Raw genomic sequence first — 16,650 nt, 5'->3', positions numbered from 1 at the left:
CGGTCGCCTGCCAACGTCCGCTTCTGGCCGATAGCTGACGCCGCGCCATTTCAATGCGCCGCTCGAGCGGTTCGAGGGTCATCGGCGGCTTCCTTGATTGGCGGATCAGCGAGGACCCATGCCTGTTTCGACGCACTCAAGGCGCTCAACGAGCCGGTCAAATCGGTGCTCCAGTGCTTCGATGTACTGGACAAGTTCCACATTAATGGGGCAGCCATGCTGCTCCGCTCGCTACTCCAGGCGCGCTTGTGTCTCGGCGGCCCACTTGGCTTTGCACTCAGGCCTGCAACTCGTCGTGGTGAGCCTCAAAGCCATCAGTCTCTTCAAGATCCCAGCACGGATCTGCAAACCATCCGCGCTTGATCTAGGCTCTGTGGTGCCGTTTGGACAGTGGCGATGCCTTCATCCTGGACCCGGGTGGTAGTAAGCCTAGGCCGGCTTTGCAGTCAGATGGACATGCCATGACCAATGGACCCCACGTCAGGCATTTCCATGGAGCAACAGACATGCCCAAGGCACCCAGCTCGTCCGCCAAAGCGCCACGAAAAACTGCAGCAACCAAAAGCAATGCTATCGCCACCCAGGCACTGAAGCCGGCGGTCCATCGCACCCCCATCGCCGGCCGGGTGTTTGACGCCCGCCCCGATCGCCTTGATTTTCGCGACCTACCCTACACGCCCCCGCTACGTTCCCTGTCACCCTGCTGGCCATTGCAAACGGACCTGGCACGATACCTCAAGAGCTATGTGGCCGCAGGCCTGGTCCTCGATCAGGGCAGTGATGGCGCGTGTACCGGCTTTGGGCTGGCCTGCGTGGTCAATTACCTGCTGTGGTTGCAGCATCTGTCCCTCGGTGACGGGCACGTCTTCACCCCGGTCAGCCCGCGCATGCTCTACGAACTGGCCCGGCGCTACGATGAGTGGCCGGGGGATGACTACGAGGGCTCAAGCTGCCGGGGTGCGCTCAAAGGGTGGCACAAGCACGGCGTCTGCAGCGAAACTCTCTGGCCCTTTTCGCAGAAGGCCTTTGTCCGGCCGCTACCCGGATGGGACAGCGATGCTCCGTCCCGGCCACTGGGTGTCTACTACCGCATCGACCGCACCTCGGTGATCGACCTGCAGGCGGCAATTCTCAACATTGGTGCCATCTATGTTTCGGCAAAGGTCCATGACGGTTGGGACACCCTGATGCGCAGCCGCGCAACCGCCGTACCGAAGAACCATGCCACCCTTTCGGTGATCCCCGCGGCGAAAAACCCAGGCTCCCTGGGCGGTCATGCCTTTGCACTGGTTGGCTACAACCAGCGCGGCTTTATCGTGCAGAACTCCTGGGGCACCCGCTGGGGCAACGCGGGGTTTGCCATTCTGCCTTACGAGGAATGGGTGCTGTACGGCACCGATGCTTGGGCCTGTGCCTTGGGCGTACCACAACTGCTGCCGGCGGCGCAGCAGAAAGCCGGGGCTGTGGCCATGCGTACGCAGATTGCCTCGGCCTTTCGCCTGGGCTCGGGCCGTTCACTGACCAGCCTTGACCGCAGCGCACGGCAGCCGGCCAACCCGGTGGATGACCCCTGGCCCTTCGATCACCCCTTCCTGCAACCTCTGTACCAGCCCTTGACCACTCCCCGTGCCTACGAGCTGACCCTGGTTACCGGCAACGACGGCGAAATCGTCCCCACTGACTTCACCCACGACCCGCTGAACCGAGTCGGCCTGGTCCAGGAAACCGTGCACGAGCGGCCACTCGCCTGGCTTGCTACCCAGAAACCGAAGACGACACTACGCTTGGCGATCTATGCTCACGGCGGGCTGAACGCCGAGGATGAGTCGATCCAGCGCAACCGCGTGTTGGCGCCCTACTTCCTGGCCAACGGCATCTACCCGCTGTTCCTGACCTGGAAAACCGGCCCCGGCGAAACCCTGGCGAACATGACCGCTGACTGGTTCCATTCGTTGTTCGGTGACCGCGATGCCCTTGCCACCGGATTCTTCGAGGATCTCAAAGATGCCAAGGACCGCATGGTCGAGGCATTGGGCAATGTGCTGGGCACCGGCATCTGGTCGCAAATGCGCAACAATGCTCGTGACAGCAGCAAGCCGGGGCACGGCATTGACCTGCTGGCCGAGGCGCTGCGCGACTTGTCCAACGCCCTGCAGCAACAAGGCGCGACACTTGAACTGCACCTGATCGGGCACTCCGCCGGTTCAATTCTCCTGGGCCACCTGCTTGACCGGCTCGGCCCTGCGGGTGGCAGTGTGGTGAAGGTGCGCAGCTGCGAGCTGTTCGCCGCAGCCTGCTCGTCGCGCTTTGCCCTGGACCACTACCTCAAGGCCCACGCCAATGGCGTATTGCCGCTGGATCAACTGTGGCTGGATGTGCTGCGCGATGAAGACGAGAAAGCCGATGGCCTGCCCACGCCAGGCTTTGCCGCCTATGGCAAATCACTGCTGTACCTGGTATCGCGCGCCCTGGAGGATGTGCGCAAGCAACCCTTGCTGGGCATGGCCCGCGCCCTGGACAAGAAGTTTGCCACCGACCAGGACCAATGGGATGCCGGTACCCTGGCCGACGTGCAGCAATGGCTGGCGAACTGGCCGAGCAAACCGGATCGCTTGCGGGTCTGGCCAACACCCTGGGTCCGGCACACCCGTGATGGCCAGCAGATCCAGGCGACCCATGGTTCCTTCGATAACAATATCGAGGTAATGACCTTCGTGCTCCGGCGCATACTCGCCGGCAAGAAACTTGTAGGCGATCTGGAGTGGCTTGACTACTGAACCACTCTACACCCGGTGAAAGATGCAAGCCCGCCGTGAGCTGGCGGGCTTGTCCCTATAGGTCTGGATGACCTTTGCCTGCCTGGAGTATTCCGCGCTCGACGATAAAGTCGATCAGCGCCTGCAATCCTTGCCCGGTCTTTAGATTGGTAAAGCCCCACGGCCGCTGTGGACGCATGTACTAGCACCACCGCGAGCTGATTGAAGCCGACTCCTCGGTTCCGATCTCCCATTCGCCGAGCCACATTGCTGGTGATGGGATTGGGTAAGTTTCGCGAGTCCACGATAACGAAATCATCGCCATTGGCGTGCAATTTTATGAAAGCTCAGCGGCATAAACAGACCTGGTAGCGAGAAATGTATCGAATGAGGTTCCAAGCGAACTATCCCTATTCGCATGACTTTTGCAAGTTGTGCGAAAACTCATTGGGCGATCGTGTTAGACAGACTGGGCACATCGTTATGTCTGATTCATCACCGGCTGCTTTTGGCCGTTAGCGGCCGTACCGAGTGACGTTTGCACACAAGCAAAGCGGAATACTTAGGGCCATAACCCATTGAAATTACTTGCTTTAGACATGGACTTGAAAACCGTCGACTGTAACAGGTCCATGAGTTCGAATCCCATCGCCTCCGCCATATTATTACCGACAAAGCCCTGATTATTCAGGGCTTTGTCGTTTCTGGCATTCGGGATATTTGCTCCTCTCACTATGGATCGTTTCCGCATCTTTTCAGCTATTTCCGCAACCCTCCCGTTCCGTACCGACCTTTCCCACCTGGATCAAGAAGCTCAACTAATACGCAAACTGGGTATTCGGTCAGGATCGATAATCAGCATCCGGCCATCAGCTGTGAATCCGGAGCGGCAGCTAACGTCCAGAAGCGGACCTTCGACTGATCAGATTCTGGTGGATAAGCTGGCGTCTTTTCCAGCGACAGGGACGAACGCATGACAGAGGTTTACCAGGGAAGCTGTCTTTGTACAGCAATCCGTTACGAGCTACTGACGACGCCAAAAGCAGTGAATCATTGTCACTGTGGTCAATGTCGTAAAGGTCGTGGGGCAGCATTCGCTTCGTATGGAAGCGTGCCCAGTAGCGCACTATGGAGATTCAACGGTGCCGGGCACATCACTAGGTATTCTTCTTCAGAATCAGTGCTTCGCGAGTTCTGCCCGACGTGTGGCTCGACTTTGTTCTGGTCACGTTCCCAAGGTGTATTTACCGATTGGGTTTCGATTGCACTGGGCACACTCGACATCCCCTTCACGCCTCAGAAGCAAAAACACGCTCATGTCGACTCCAGAGTTTACTGGTATACGCCATCCTGCTCATCGCATCAGATGGAATGACCGCAATGGGCTGAAAGCGGCCATTCAGCGTCTACGAGTTGTGGGGCAATTCACTACACGGTTACTTCTCGGGAATCACCAACGTTGCATCAATCTCGAACTGCATGCCGTCAAGGGCGAGTCTGGGTACAGGAATCAAAGTGCTGGCGGGTAGATGCTCACCAAATAGCTGCTGAACTTGCGCCTGTACGAGACTCGTGTATTCCTCCTGATGATCAACAATTAGAACCTGTATCTTGACCACGTTTTCCGGTTTGGCCCCGGAGGCTTCAATGGCGTGGCGCAGATTCTCAAATGAATAGGCAATTTGCTCTTTCATTGTTTTACCACGAATCTTCCCGCTTACATCTCCGCTGAACTGGCCAGACAGATAGACAGTTCGTGAGTTCGATGGTGCGATGACCACTTGAGAAAAGCCATACTGTGAGGTGTCCTGGAGTGCCGGTGGATTAATTCTGAAAACGTCCTCGGCGAAGCTGGCCATCGAAAAAGTGGCGAACAGTGTTCCAAATGCAATACATGTTATTTTATTCACTTATAAAATCTCTAAAAGTTTTGTTAGCTGTATCTTGATTAATAATGCGCACGGCTAATTTAATTTCGGCGAAAGCAGCCCTCCACTTTCGGTATTTGAAAGTCTTTACTTGGCATTTCCAGGCATGAGTTCCCCCGCGCTTTGATTTACTCTGGCACTTAGAGGGGGGGGACTCATTGTGTATCAGTTGGCATCAGCCAAGTCATTGAAAAAGTGCTTTTATTAGCTACTGCTGGTGATCTTCTCTACGTTGCAGTGTGTCGTCGTCGGTCAGCATTTTGACAAGTGCCTCGGCAACGCGCTCACGAACCGCTCTGGTCAGTGGCTTGTTGGAAACGTACTGATAGGACCAAAGTCCATCAGCGGCTAGGCGTGCAATGAATCTGGCCAGGGCGGCCGCATCGTTAATGTCTTCTGGAACGGGGGCAGACCAGGCTTCAATGATTCGATCCCAGGGTTTCGCCAGTTCAGGATATTTCGAGAACTCTAGGAGAAACAGCAGTTCTGCCCGAGTGGCCCCTTCAGCGGAAGTCCTGTGATAGGCCATGTAACGTTCCAACGCCATTGCTTCCTCCGCAGGTTTGCCCGCATGCCGGACAAGGTTCGCTTCCCACTGATCGGCAAGGTGTTGATTGATAGCTTCGATCAACGCCCCCCGTGAAGGAAAGTGATAAATCATGCCACCTCGTGTCACCTCCGCTTCTGCGGCCACCGTGTCGAACGTAACAGCAGTTAATCCGTCACGGTTAACGACTCGGACTGCAGCATCGAGAATATTGCTGCGATTACTGACGCGCATAAGAACCCCTTAGATGTTAGTGCGAAGCGGCATTGTAAAAGACAGAGCCTGGGCCATGCCGTCTTAGCAGGAAAGCCGTGATGAAGGCCCCAATGACAAGCACACTCGCAATAATATTCATGACAAATAGATAACTGCGGTCAAAGGCTGCGGACGCGATTTCCTTGAGCAGGGATCCGTCAGTGCTTGTTTCAGCCAAAGCTATCGCCTCGGCAATCCCGTTGCGCGCGGCTTCTGGCAGACCGGTCGGCAACTGTAGACCCGACGAGTACACGGCCCCAATCAGGCTGCCGAGTATTGCCACTGCGAAAAGACTTCCAAACTCATAAGAGACTTCTTCGACTGAAGAGGCCATACCAGCTCTGTGGGCCGGGGCGTTGCCGATGATTGCACTGGAAGCAACTGCCATAACCGCGCCCAATCCCAGCCCGAGTATTGCCAGACCAGCGATGATCCAAGGCAGACGATTAATGTCGTAGCAAATTAGAAGCACTCCAAGTGCGGCTACGAGCAAGCCTCCAGCGATCAGGGGCAACAGCCCAACTTTGTGAAGATAAGCCCCACCGAGCAGCGCACTGGGTAGACAACCCAATGCGGCAACGGAGGCAAACAAACCTGCTTCCAAAGGGCTAAATCCTGTGATCAACTGGAAGCGTTGGGTCGTGATCAGTTGTACTCCAGCCATGGCAAACAACGTCAACGCCGCCGCAAGCACGCCCGCCATGAACGCAGGATTACGAAACAGTGATAAATCAAGGAGGGGATGATCTAGTCGCGCTTGTCGACGAATGAACAAAGTGCCAGCAATCAAAAAGCAACCAAGCGAAGTGACGGCCAACGCCCATGAAGGCTGACCAGAAGCGATACTTTTGATCGCAAGTACCAGGCCGGAAAGAGATACGAGCGCCAACAAAGACGAGAAAACATCCCAAGACTTCGACCTGTCGACTGCCGCGCGCGGTGTAATGACCAAAGCGCTGATGAACGCCGCAACCACGATGGGCACGTTGATCAAGAAGACAGACCCCCACCAGAAATGCTCTAGTAACAATCCTCCAATGACTGGCCCGGCAGCAGACCCAACAACGGAGAGCGATCCCCAGATTGCAATTGCAAGATTGCGCTCTTTCTCGTCATGGAATGACAAGCGAACCAACGCCAGTGTCGCCGGCATCATGGCAGCGGCGCCCACAGCCAAAAAAGCTCGGGCAGCAATCAGCATTTCCGGGGTATGTGAAAAAGCGGCGACGAGGGATGCAACACCAAATACAGCAAGTCCGCTCAGAAACATCCGGTGATGGCCGATTCGATCACCCAATGTCCCTGCCCCCAGAAGCAGACCAGCCATGACCAAAGGATACGCATTGATGATCCACAGGCTCTGACTCGTCGTGGCGCCAAGCTCCCTAACCAAGGTCGGTAGAGCGGTGTAAAGAACTGAATGATCAAGAGTGATGAGGACGAGTGCTACCCCCACTGTAGCTAACAATCCCCAACGATGATTTGTAGCGTTCATAGCCGTGCTCATCAGATTAGAATGCCATAACTGTACATTCTAGAATGTACAGTTACTACTCTGCTGGAATAAATATTTTCTCCTCTCGACGAACAGCATTACCAACCAACGTTAACGTGTTGGGCAAAACCTCGATTTCCCTGACCACCATTGGTGCAGAAGCCAGGGTGGTATCGAACGTCCGTAACTGGAGGTGGTTGCGTCAGTGGCAGATCACCAAATCAGGTTTCTCAAGGAAGCACACGCTGTTTCCTCAGACTGTCCAGCGCGTTGAGCAGAGATGCTTTTGAGTCAACCCGTTCAGTAAATCCGTAACGATAGATTTTGTTGGTGTCTGAAATGATGTCTGTCTCAGTGTGGAAAATAAAATCTCCGAATGCCCACCCAACCAGTTTTTCTAGGTCAGGCTGAATCAAACCGTGACGTTCGGATATCTCTCGCCATAGGGCGGCTTTGTCAGGCATATGCTGCGCAAGCGTCAGTGGAACCGCAGACGCCGTTTCCATCCCTAAATGTCTGGCCGTGTCTTGCCACATGCGCTCCCAGCGGAAAATGTCACCATTGGAGATATTGAATGCTTCTCCACTCGCAGACTCGCTGAGTGCAGCCCATACACTTGCGCGAGCCAGCAAGTTTGAATCTGTGAATTGCAGCAACTGACTGAAGGCTTTGTCGGTACCGGGAAATCGGAGCGGGATGCCCAGCTCTCGGGATAGTTCTGCGAAGACGCCAATGACAAGTGCGATGTTCATCGGGTTACCGTAGATATCCCCGATCACCAGGTCAGGACGCAGCGCCACGTAATCCCAGCGAGCCTTCTCGGCGCGCTTATTCAGTTGTGCTTCCTGAGCAAGATACAAGTTCGGAGGCATATGCCCCGCGTCACTTTCCAGTGCAGGCGTACGAACAATCGCCCCAAGATGTGAACCATAAATTTTGAAGCCCTGATAGATGACCACTCGCTCAAGAATGGAATCTACTAGTTCCAGTCCGTCGAGTACGTTGGCCAACATATCGGCATTGCGACAGGCTTCTACGGCCAGGTCCGGATCAGGACTGAAAGCTGCGTAAAACACATGAGTGGTGTCTCGCGCGGCCTCTACCGCGATGGCCACGGCATCGGCGTCGGTCAAATCAGCAAGCACCGTCTCGATACCGGGGACAGTTCGGCGATCAAGCGCCCTGACCCGCCAACCTTCGCGTTTTAACTCCTGCGCAACAGCGTTGCCGATAATCCCGTTTGCGCCAACGACCAGAGCGACTTTCGAATTTGCTGAAGACAGGCTCATGCTATTCCACCATAAAGATTTACGATCATCAGTTCTCTCCTTGCGCACGTTTTATGCGGCACAGGCACATGATGCTAAAGCGAGGATCTGTGATATAGACTGCAATCACGACTGGCTTCTATGACATAAATTCACATGGCGCGTTGGGATATCAATCGTTTAGCAGAAATGGAAGTGTTTGTGCGGGTCATCGAACTCGGCAATTTTTCGGTGACCGCGCGGGAATTTCGCATGACACCTTCTGCTGTCAGCAAGCTGATTACCCGGCTTGAAACTCGTCTTCAGGCACGCCTACTGAATCGAACGACGCGTCGGCTTTCACCTACTTCTGAAGGCCACTCCTTTTATGAGCAATGCGTAAGAATTCTAGCGGATGTTGAAGACGCTGAACGCAGCACCTCAGGCCAGGCCGATCCGCGAGGACGTTTACGCGTTAGTGCCAGCGTGCCTTTTGCAAAGGACGTTTTATTACCTCTGGTCGGTGATTTCCTCGGGCGGTTCACAGATGTAGCGCTCGATATCGTACTGACGGATCAAGTGGTCAATCTGGTCGAGGAGCGCACCGACGTGGCGATTCGTCATGGCCCGCTGGAAAGTTCACGTTTGGTGGCAAGAAAACTTGGTGAGACAAAGATGGTTGTCGTCGCGTCCCCCAAATATCTAGAGCGCCATGGCCTGCCGAACGTGCCAGATGACTTGGCCAGCCATCACCTTTTGGACTTCGGCTACACGCGCACACTCAAGGGCTGGCCTTTCATCGTCAACGGTTCTCAACAAATTATCACACCACAAGGCAACCTCACGGCCAGTGATGGAGAAGCCCTGCGCCAATTAGCAGTGGCAGGAACAGGCCTGGCGCGCCTAGATGAATTCCAAGTGGTGGACGACATCGCCTCAGGAAGACTTTCGCCAGTACTGCAACCCTTCAATCCGGGAGATATAGACCTCGTACATGCGGTCTTTCTCGGCCAAGGTACTCAGATGCCGTTACGGGTTCGGATTTTTCTCGATTACCTCGTTGCGAATGTTCGACTCAAACGACTGGAAACATTGACCTAGGGGTATTCATCGACTGGCTAGTGGAGCGGTTTGCTCAAATTGACTAAAGCGAGATGCGACCACCCTGGAAGCTGCTCTGACCAAGTACGCTCACAATTAAAAAGCATCATTGCCTGGAATCAAAGGGCCGGGTCCACTGTTGCTTGCGCATCTCGTTCTATCCAAAAACTCAACAAGCTGCTCTTCATCGTGTATTCAGTGCCCGATCAAAAAGGACGGGGCCGGACTGAGCTTTCCCTAATGAGTCATTTGGATTAAGTAGTGGGCACTCCCCCATCGTTAAACAACCACAACCAATGCACCCTTCTAAACTAGTCGATAGTTTCTCGAGCTGCTCAATACGCAGCCTTAGCGAGGCCGCCCAAGCTGTTGACACTGTCTCCCATTCTTTTGCTGATGCTTTGCGCTCGTGAGAGATTGGCTCGAGGGCGGTTTTGATATCGGAAAGAGAAATACCGCTGGCCTGAGCTATTCGAATGATCGCGATGCGCCGGAGGATGCCACGGCTAAAAATGCGCTGGTTCCCGGCCGTGCGCTGAGGCCTTAGCAACCCCTTCGACTCATAGAAGTGAAGGGTCGAAACTGGCAAGCCGCTTCGCTTGGCTACCTCGCCAACGGTGAGGCTTTGGGCGTCAGAAATTTTTCCTTTCACAGCTATTGACCTCAAGTTATGTTTAGGTTTCATAGTCTAGCCACCTGATGCGCAAGGCACAACCTTGCACATGGATATTAAGTTTTCCTACAGGACACTTTCATTAACTTCAACTGCGTAAAATTGTCCGACTAGGAACTTAATCTCCATACAGGCAGCTGCCTCAAGGGTATTACCAATCATGTATTAAGAGGGATGGGCAATGGTAAGTTGGGCGTTTATTTTTGAAGCACCAGAAACAGATCCGAAAAAAGATCCGTTCGTTATTGATAGAGGCGGCATGCGTAACACCGTAATTGCGGTGCCTAAACAAGCGGATGCCGTTCAAGTAGCGGTTGATCTTGTCAAAGAAGGTGTGCAATTCATTGAGTTGTGTGGCGGTTTTGAGCCGTTATGGACCGGAAAAATCATTGAAGCTACAGGAGGCAATATCCCAGTCGGTTCGGTCGGTTTCTCAGGGGGCCGATCCGTGGCTCAACTGGTTCAGATTTTCTCGAAAGACGCGTGATTCACTCAATGCCCCCCCGCGGCTGCAACGAACCTTCAAGCTTGGAGAGCCACGCCATGGCGCGATCTAGCACGTCATTCGTACCGCTAATCGTTATCACTAGATAGGAATTTACTGGTCGCATACTTAGTCAGCCCTGCTCTAAACATCCGCTACTGGCCGAGGCTGTGGAAAAATGGTTATGAGCGTCGCTAGTATCCAAACAAGGGCTGACAATTGCCTGTTTTACGCGAAAGCTGGATCTGGCAGAACAGCCGATAGATTTTGCATAGACGCGCGAATTTCGATTTTACTGAAGCGTTTTTACACACCCTGCGTCGGTAGCAGTCATTCACTAGCGGCTGCTATGGGCCTAAAGCAGTCTTCATAACGCATGGGTATTCTGTTGAAAACAGCAAGCCCGCCAATCCGGGCTTGCTTGGTAATTTTTTACATCTCGACCTGCGTACCCAGCTCTATCACCCGATTCAACGGCAATTTGAAGTATCTCAAGTTGCTATTCGCGTTCTTCAGCAAAAATGCGAAGAGGCTTTCTCGCCAACGGGCCATACCTATTCGTTTAGTCGAGATCACTGTCTCTCGGCTGAGGAAATAGGTCGTACGCATCGGACTGAAATCCAGTTCAGCTAAGTGACAGAAACTCAACGCTAAGGGGACATCCGGCTCCTCGATAAAACCAAAGTGCAGATTGACCCGGAAGAAGCCTTCACCATAGGCCTCAACCTCGAACCGCCGTTCAACACTAACGCGAGGGCTGTCTTCAGACACTACGGTTAGCAATACCACTTGTTCATGCAAAACCTGGTTATGCAGCAGGTTGTGCAGCAGCGCATGAGGAACAGCATCGGCCCTGGCTGTCAGAAACACCGCCGTGCCCTGCACGCGATGGGGAGGTTGCGTACGGATGCTGGCGATGAACAACGGTAAAGGAAGCGCAGTTTCATCCAGCCGCTCAACAATAATCTTCCTGCCCCGCTTCCAGGTCGTCATCAATATGAACAGGCCGATGCCGGCAATCACCGGGAACGCGCCGCCCTGAAAAATCTTTGGTGCATTGGCCGCGAAATACAGACTGTCCACCAGCAAAAATCCGAGCAGCATCGGGACGGCCAACCAGCGCGGTGTTTTCCATAGGAACAGGATGACGACTGAGGACAAGATGGTGGTGATCAGCATGGTCCCCGTCACAGCGACACCGTAAGCTGCGGCCAACGCACTGGACGACTCGAAACCAATTACCAGCAGCACGACACCAACCATCAACGCCCAGTTAACCGTACCGATATAGATCTGCCCCTGCTCCTGGCTGGAGGTATGCTGGATGAACATGCGAGGGACGTAACCCAGCTGGATGGCTTGGCGAGTCAGGGAGAAAGCACCAGAGATCACGGCTTGAGAAGCGATGATCGTGGCTAGTGTGGAGAGCGCGATCATCGGCAACAGAGCCCATTCAGGCGCGAGCAGATAGAACGGGTTGCGCACGGTCTCCGGGTTTCCCAGGATCAAGGCGCCTTGGCCAAAATAATTGAGTACCAGCCCCGGCAACACCAAAAAGAACCATGCGCGGGCAATTGGCTTGCGGCCGAAGTGCCCCATGTCGGCATACAGCGCTTCAGCCCCAGTCAATGCCAACACGACGGCGCCCAGAATAGCAACACCCATTCCCGGATGAACCACGAAGAACTGCACTGCCCAAGCCGGGTTGAGTGCTTGTAGCACTTCCGGGCGCTGCAAAATACCGTAAATTCCTAGAGCACCCAACACCACAAACCACAGCACCATCACTGGGCCAAATAGGATACCGATGCGTGCTGTGCCGTGCTTTTGGATCAAGAACAGAGCCACCAGCACGATCACTGACAAGGGCACAACCCAGTGCTCTATACCGTCAAACGCTAGCTGTAGTCCTTCAACCGCAGAGAGCACCGAAATAGCCGGGGTGATCATGCTGTCCCCGTAAAACAGTGCCGCACCGAACAGACCGAGCAGAACCAATACCTTGCTCATGCGTGGATAGGGTGCTGAAGCGCGGCGGGCCAGTGCGGTCAGCGCCATGATCCCCCCTTCGCCCTGGTTGTTGGCACGCAGAATGAACAGCACGTACTTGATTGAGACCACCCAAATCAGTGACCAAAAGATCAACGACAGGATGCCCAGCACTCCGTCGTGATTTATCTGGACTCCGTAGTGGCCGGAAAACACCTCTTTCAGCGTGTAGAGGGGGCTGGTGCCAATGTCCCCGTAAACCACGCCGACGGCGGCGACAAGCAAGCCCACTCCTGACGATTTGGATTGGGAGTCTGCATGTGTACTGGTCACTGTTTCGCTCAAGGGTCGCTTCTCTCAAATTACTGTGGAGAACGTGCATGCCATCCTTGGGCAGTACGATTTGCCACGGCCAGTGGAAATTTTTGGCACATGGACGATCTAAAAAATCGCCGGCCAGTATCGTTGCGGATAAAAACACCTACCGTAAAGAAATCGTAAAAAATCTAGGTGAGCAATTTCACATTTTACAAGCAGTCCAAACGCTAGTTTAGGTCAGGACCGTGTATTGCCCCTTTAACTTAGTTATAAATTTACGCAATGGATCGATTGCAGCTCTTCGCAACAGGCAGCAATCGGCCCAGAGTGTGTAAAAACACAACTACGCTCAAAAGCCCTGTATCGAATTTTTATTTCGTTGTACGTTGAAGCCGCGAACGGCTTTGAACTGAATGATGACCGTCCCCGGCCACAACACTCGCAAAGGAATGCACATGATCGATGGTCCCGCCGTTTTGACAGTCTTTTTGGTTTACCTGGCTGGTGTCGTTATTCCAGGGCCAAATTTCGTTGCAGTAGTCCACAAAGCGGTAGCTGCTACGCGGTCAGAAGCTTTGGCCTTGGTAGCAGGCATCGTATTGGTCAATTTGTTCTGGGCCACCTGTGCAATCGCAGGTATCGGCGTTGTGTTTGCTGCGTTCCCTTGGGCGGCGCTAATCGTAAAAGTTCTGGGGGCAGCCTATCTGATGTGGTTTGGATTCCGACTGCTGCTCAAGGCCGGGAAGAGCGCGCTTGCCCCCTGTAATAATGCTGTCGTCGGAAACTTTCGGCAGTCATTCATCCAAGGGGTCGTTACGAACATTGGCAACCCTAAATCCATGGCCTTCTATGCCGCTATTTTCTCAGCGGCAGCCCCCACCCACGTTTCACCAAGCACGTTTGTGTCGATGCTGGCAGTCGTAATGGTGGTTTCGGTGACTTGGTATGGAGTGGTCGCAATCGCTCTTTCGCAACCTGAGATCGCTTCAGCGTATCGAAGGAGGAAAAAAGCTATTGATCGATTATGCGGTGGTTTGATTTTGTCTCTAGGGATCCGGCAGCTGGTTCAATAAGTCTACGATTGAGTATCTATCCAGCCCGAAAACCCTTGCTATGATTTTTGAGGATTTCATCGCAAGGATCGCTCATGAAGCGCTTTATTCAAGATGAACATCGAGGCCAAGGCACCTTACTTCCCGAGAGTCTCGACGACTACGTCAGCGATACCAATCCGGTGCTCGTAGTCGATGTCTTTGTCGATGAACTCGACCTGGTCAATCTGCGTTTTGACGGTGCCATCCCAGCCGATACTGGCCGGCCTGCTTACCATCCCTCGGTCTTGCTGAAGATCTACATCTACGGTTATCTCAACCGCATCCAGTCGAGCCAACGTTTGGAGCGAGAAGCCCAACGCAACGTCGAGCTGATGTGGCTGACCGAGCGTTTGATGCCCGATTTCAAGACCATTGCCAACTTCCGAAAAGACAACAGCAAGGCAATCCGAGGCGTTTGTCGCCAGTTCGTCGTGCTCTGTCAGCAGTTGGGATTGTTTGGAGAAAATCTTGTTGCCATCGTTGGCAGTAAATTCAAGGCTGTCAACAAACGTGATCGCAATTTCACCAGCGCCAAGCTAAAGCGGCGAATGGAAGAAATTGAATCGAGCATCAATCGGTATCTGACTGCGCTCGACGAAGCCGATCAGCAAGAACCCTCAATCGCTCAGCCCAAGGCTACTCATCTGCAAGAGAAAATCGACAAGCTCAAAGCTCAGATGAAAGAGTTACAGGTCATTGAAATCCAGCTCAACGAGTCGCTGGATAAACAGGTCTCACTGACCGATCCAGACGCCCGATCCATGATGACTCGCGGCACTGGAATCGTCGGCTACAACGTGCAGACAGCGGTCGATACCCAGCACCATTTGATCGTTGCGCATGAGGTCACCAACGTCGGCTCCGACCGCGATCAACTCAGCTCGATGGCCAAGCAGGCCCGCGAAGCGATGGCGCCAGAAGTGCTGTCGGTAGTGGCTGACCGAGGTTACTTCAAAAGCGAAGAAATCCTGGCTTGTCACGATGCCAACATCACCGCCTATGTGCCCAAGCCGATGACCTCCGGAGCCAAGGCTGACGGGCGTTTTTATAACGATGCCTTCATCTATGACGCGGCAAAAAACGAATACATTTGCCCGGCTGGAGAGGCGCTGATCTGGCGCTATACCAACGTTGAAAAAGGCCTGACGTTGCACCGTTACTGGAGTTCGAAATGCCGGGGCTGCGCCATGAAATCGCAGTGCACACCGAGTACGGAGCGGCGAGTACGGCGCTGGGAACATGAAGCCGTGCTGGAGGAAATGCAGACCCGCCTGAGCAACGCGCCGGAGATGATGCGAATCCGAAAACGGACTGTTGAACATCCCTTCGGGACGCTCAAACAATGGATGGGCACGACACACTTCCTGACCCGAAAGCTTAACGGGGTGAGTGCGGAGATGAGCCTAAATGTGCTCGCCTACAATCTGAAAAGGGTTATGAAAATCATCGGCACCACTAGCTTGATGAAAGCGTTAACGGCGTAAAAACCGGTCTTTTACACCCCCGGCCAAAGGACTTTAAGAGGCTGCTGAGCCATTTAACTGTTCCTGAAAACGTCGTGACCTTGATCAGTTTGCGAAACGTGAGCACGGCCTCCTGGCGTCGATATAGAAACCCAATCTGACGTTTTTACAAACTCTCGGCCAGAAGCGGCCATCTATCGTCTACGGATTCTGGGTCGATTCACTCCGTAGAGTAAAGCGCTGACGCCAGAGCAACAGAAAATCCAGGAATTGGAGGCTCGAATCGCTCGACTTGAGCGGGAGAAATCCATTTTAAAAAGGCTGCCGCGCTCTTGATGTCGGAAGAGCACGAGCGCACGCGCTGATTGATCAACTGAGCCCCAAGAGCCGGTTGATTGGCTTTGCGCAGTCTTTGATGTCACTCGTTCGTGTTACTACGCCTACCGTCTCAGGCGCCGAACTCCAGACGTTGAGCGGCTTCGGTTACGCAGCCGGGTTAACGAACTGTTTACGCAAAGTCGAAGCGCCGCCGGTAGCCGCAGCATCGTGTCGATGATGCAGGAAGACGGCGAGCAAATTGGGCGGTTCAAGGTGCGATGCCTGATGCGGGAACTAGAGTTGGTCAGCAAACAATCTGGATCACATGCCTACAAACAAGCGACGGTTGAGCGGCCTGACATTCCGAACATCTTGAATCGAGAGTTCTATGTGCCGGCGCCGAATCTGGTCTGGTGTGGCGACATCACCTACATCTGGGCTCAAGGAAAATGGCATTACCTGGCTGTCGTTATGGATCTTTACGCGCGCCGAGTGGTGGGCTGGGCGCTGTCGAACAAGCCGGATGCGGATCTGGTCATCAAGGCGTTGGACATGGCCTACGAACAGCGTAGCAGGCCTCAAGGACTTCTGTTTCACTCGGATCAGGGCTCGCAAGGCGGATTCAACCGGTCGTCGCAACACCTTGATCGAGGTGTTTATGGGACGACCCGCAGGATGGATGCGAAAATTGACGGGCCGGGGAGCGTGTGTTCCGCAGTTTGAAAACTGAATGGATACCGACTGTGGGCTACATGACAGCTCAAGAAGCTCACCGCGACATCAGTTATTACCTGATGCATCGGTACAACTGGATTAGACCGCATCAGTTCAATAATGGGCTAGCCCCGGCTCAGGCTGAGAAAAAACTTAACGTCGTTTCCGGGATTAGTTGACCACTACATAATGAGTCCATTAAAGCTCTTCGCCACAGGCGACTCTCAGCCAAAAGCAAACCTTGAAACGAGTCTAAAATTTAGGGACG

At 53.9% G+C, this 16,650-nt stretch carries 13 protein-coding genes and 2 pseudogenes; 7 read left to right on the top strand and 8 right to left on the bottom strand.

The window, feature by feature from the left end; genetic code table 11:
- Window positions 1–50 precede the first annotated feature (50 nt).
- Window positions 51–218, bottom strand: coding sequence for a hypothetical protein (locus ACA043_RS14300; RefSeq protein WP_191625163.1), 168 nt, complete (start codon window positions 216–218; stop codon window positions 51–53).
- 528 nt (window positions 219–746) lie between these two features.
- Here ACA043_RS14300 and ACA043_RS14295 point away from each other — a divergent pair.
- Window positions 747–2,777, top strand: coding sequence for a C1 family peptidase (locus tag ACA043_RS14295; protein ID WP_497659523.1), 2,031 nt, complete (start codon window positions 747–749; stop codon window positions 2,775–2,777).
- Between the two features lie 181 nt (window positions 2,778–2,958).
- Here the strand turns inward: ACA043_RS14295 and ACA043_RS14290 are convergent.
- Window positions 2,959–3,113: pseudogene (locus ACA043_RS14290) on the bottom strand (diaminopimelate epimerase); the annotation flags it as partial.
- Between the two features lie 616 nt (window positions 3,114–3,729).
- Between ACA043_RS14290 and ACA043_RS14285 the strand changes: the two are divergent.
- Window positions 3,730–4,131, top strand: a complete 402-nt coding sequence (locus ACA043_RS14285; RefSeq protein ID WP_497659522.1) for a GFA family protein — start codon at window positions 3,730–3,732, stop codon at window positions 4,129–4,131.
- Window positions 4,132–4,192: 61 nt separating this feature from the next.
- Here ACA043_RS14285 and ACA043_RS14280 read toward each other — a convergent pair whose 3' ends face one another.
- The 4 genes from ACA043_RS14280 to ACA043_RS14265 all read right to left on the bottom strand — a co-directional run bounded on the left by ACA043_RS14280 (window position 4,193) and on the right by ACA043_RS14265 (window position 8,270).
- Window positions 4,193–4,666, bottom strand: coding sequence for a RidA family protein (locus ACA043_RS14280; RefSeq protein ID WP_497659521.1), 474 nt, complete (start codon window positions 4,664–4,666; stop codon window positions 4,193–4,195).
- 226 nt (window positions 4,667–4,892) lie between these two features.
- The gene (locus tag ACA043_RS14275; RefSeq protein ID WP_497659520.1) at window positions 4,893–5,465 is read right to left on the bottom strand and encodes a TetR/AcrR family transcriptional regulator; all 573 of its coding nucleotides are present in this window, start codon (window positions 5,463–5,465) and stop codon (window positions 4,893–4,895) included.
- Window positions 5,466–5,481: 16 nt separating this feature from the next.
- Entirely contained in the window at window positions 5,482–6,981 is a 1,500-nt protein-coding gene (locus ACA043_RS14270; RefSeq protein ID WP_497659519.1) for an MFS transporter, read from the bottom strand.
- A gap of 230 nt (window positions 6,982–7,211) precedes the next feature.
- Window positions 7,212–8,270 (bottom strand): SDR family oxidoreductase, encoded by a 1,059-nt coding sequence (locus ACA043_RS14265; protein WP_497659518.1) that lies wholly within the window; start codon window positions 8,268–8,270, stop codon window positions 7,212–7,214.
- Between the two features lie 135 nt (window positions 8,271–8,405).
- Between ACA043_RS14265 and ACA043_RS14260 the strand changes: the two genes are divergently transcribed.
- On the top strand, window positions 8,406–9,329 hold the full coding sequence (locus ACA043_RS14260) for a LysR family transcriptional regulator (RefSeq protein WP_497659517.1): 924 nt from the start codon (window positions 8,406–8,408) through the stop codon (window positions 9,327–9,329).
- A 184-nt stretch (window positions 9,330–9,513) separates the two neighbouring features.
- On the opposite strand, the gene soxR is transcribed toward ACA043_RS14260, so the two are convergent.
- Complete coding sequence (gene soxR, locus ACA043_RS14255; RefSeq protein WP_497659516.1) at window positions 9,514–10,014, bottom strand: redox-sensitive transcriptional activator SoxR; 501 nt, start codon at window positions 10,012–10,014, stop codon at window positions 9,514–9,516.
- A gap of 169 nt (window positions 10,015–10,183) precedes the next feature.
- Between soxR and ACA043_RS14250 the strand changes: the two genes are divergently transcribed.
- A complete protein-coding gene (locus ACA043_RS14250; protein ID WP_497659515.1) occupies window positions 10,184–10,489 on the top strand; it encodes a DUF6506 family protein in 306 nt (101 codons plus the stop codon).
- 429 nt (window positions 10,490–10,918) lie between these two features.
- Here ACA043_RS14250 and ACA043_RS14245 read toward each other — a convergent pair whose 3' ends face one another.
- Window positions 10,919–12,820 (bottom strand): potassium transporter Kup, encoded by a 1,902-nt coding sequence (locus tag ACA043_RS14245; protein ID WP_497659514.1) that lies wholly within the window; start codon window positions 12,818–12,820, stop codon window positions 10,919–10,921.
- Between the two features lie 428 nt (window positions 12,821–13,248).
- Here ACA043_RS14245 and ACA043_RS14240 point away from each other — a divergent pair, with 428 nt between their 5' ends.
- From ACA043_RS14240 to ACA043_RS14230, 3 genes and pseudogenes are all read left to right on the top strand, one after another.
- Window positions 13,249–13,866 carry a LysE family translocator gene (locus ACA043_RS14240; protein ID WP_497659513.1) on the top strand — a complete coding sequence of 206 codons (618 nt, stop codon included), beginning with the start codon at window positions 13,249–13,251 and terminating at the stop codon, window positions 13,864–13,866.
- Window positions 13,867–13,940: 74 nt separating this feature from the next.
- A complete protein-coding gene (locus tag ACA043_RS14235) occupies window positions 13,941–15,371 on the top strand; it encodes an IS1182 family transposase (RefSeq protein WP_497659512.1) in 1,431 nt (476 codons plus the stop codon).
- 210 nt (window positions 15,372–15,581) lie between these two features.
- Window positions 15,582–16,561: pseudogene (locus tag ACA043_RS14230) on the top strand (IS3 family transposase); the annotation flags it as partial.
- Window positions 16,562–16,650: the final 89 nt, after the last annotated feature.

Source organism: Pseudomonas sp. LBUM1648 (assembly GCF_059716145.1).
This window is presented reverse-complemented; position numbering and strand designations above follow the sequence as displayed.

What these genes read in the sequence shown, in the direction of transcription:
- ACA043_RS14300 (WP_191625163.1), bottom strand. Translation starts at nt 218, where the DNA reads ATGGCTGCCCCATTAATGTGGAACTTGTCCAGTACATCGAAGCACTGG.
- ACA043_RS14285 (WP_497659522.1), top strand. Translation starts at nt 3,730, where the DNA reads ATGACAGAGGTTTACCAGGGAAGCTGTCTTTGTACAGCAATCCGTTAC.
- ACA043_RS14275 (WP_497659520.1), bottom strand. Translation starts at nt 5,465, where the DNA reads ATGCGCGTCAGTAATCGCAGCAATATTCTCGATGCTGCAGTCCGAGTC.
- ACA043_RS14270 (WP_497659519.1), bottom strand. Translation starts at nt 6,981, where the DNA reads ATGAACGCTACAAATCATCGTTGGGGATTGTTAGCTACAGTGGGGGTA.
- ACA043_RS14265 (WP_497659518.1), bottom strand. Translation starts at nt 8,270, where the DNA reads ATGAGCCTGTCTTCAGCAAATTCGAAAGTCGCTCTGGTCGTTGGCGCA.
- ACA043_RS14260 (WP_497659517.1), top strand. Translation starts at nt 8,406, where the DNA reads ATGGCGCGTTGGGATATCAATCGTTTAGCAGAAATGGAAGTGTTTGTG.
- soxR (WP_497659516.1), bottom strand. Translation starts at nt 10,014, where the DNA reads ATGAAACCTAAACATAACTTGAGGTCAATAGCTGTGAAAGGAAAAATT.
- ACA043_RS14250 (WP_497659515.1), top strand. Translation starts at nt 10,184, where the DNA reads ATGGTAAGTTGGGCGTTTATTTTTGAAGCACCAGAAACAGATCCGAAA.
- ACA043_RS14240 (WP_497659513.1), top strand. Translation starts at nt 13,249, where the DNA reads ATGATCGATGGTCCCGCCGTTTTGACAGTCTTTTTGGTTTACCTGGCT.
- ACA043_RS14235 (WP_497659512.1), top strand. Translation starts at nt 13,941, where the DNA reads ATGAAGCGCTTTATTCAAGATGAACATCGAGGCCAAGGCACCTTACTT.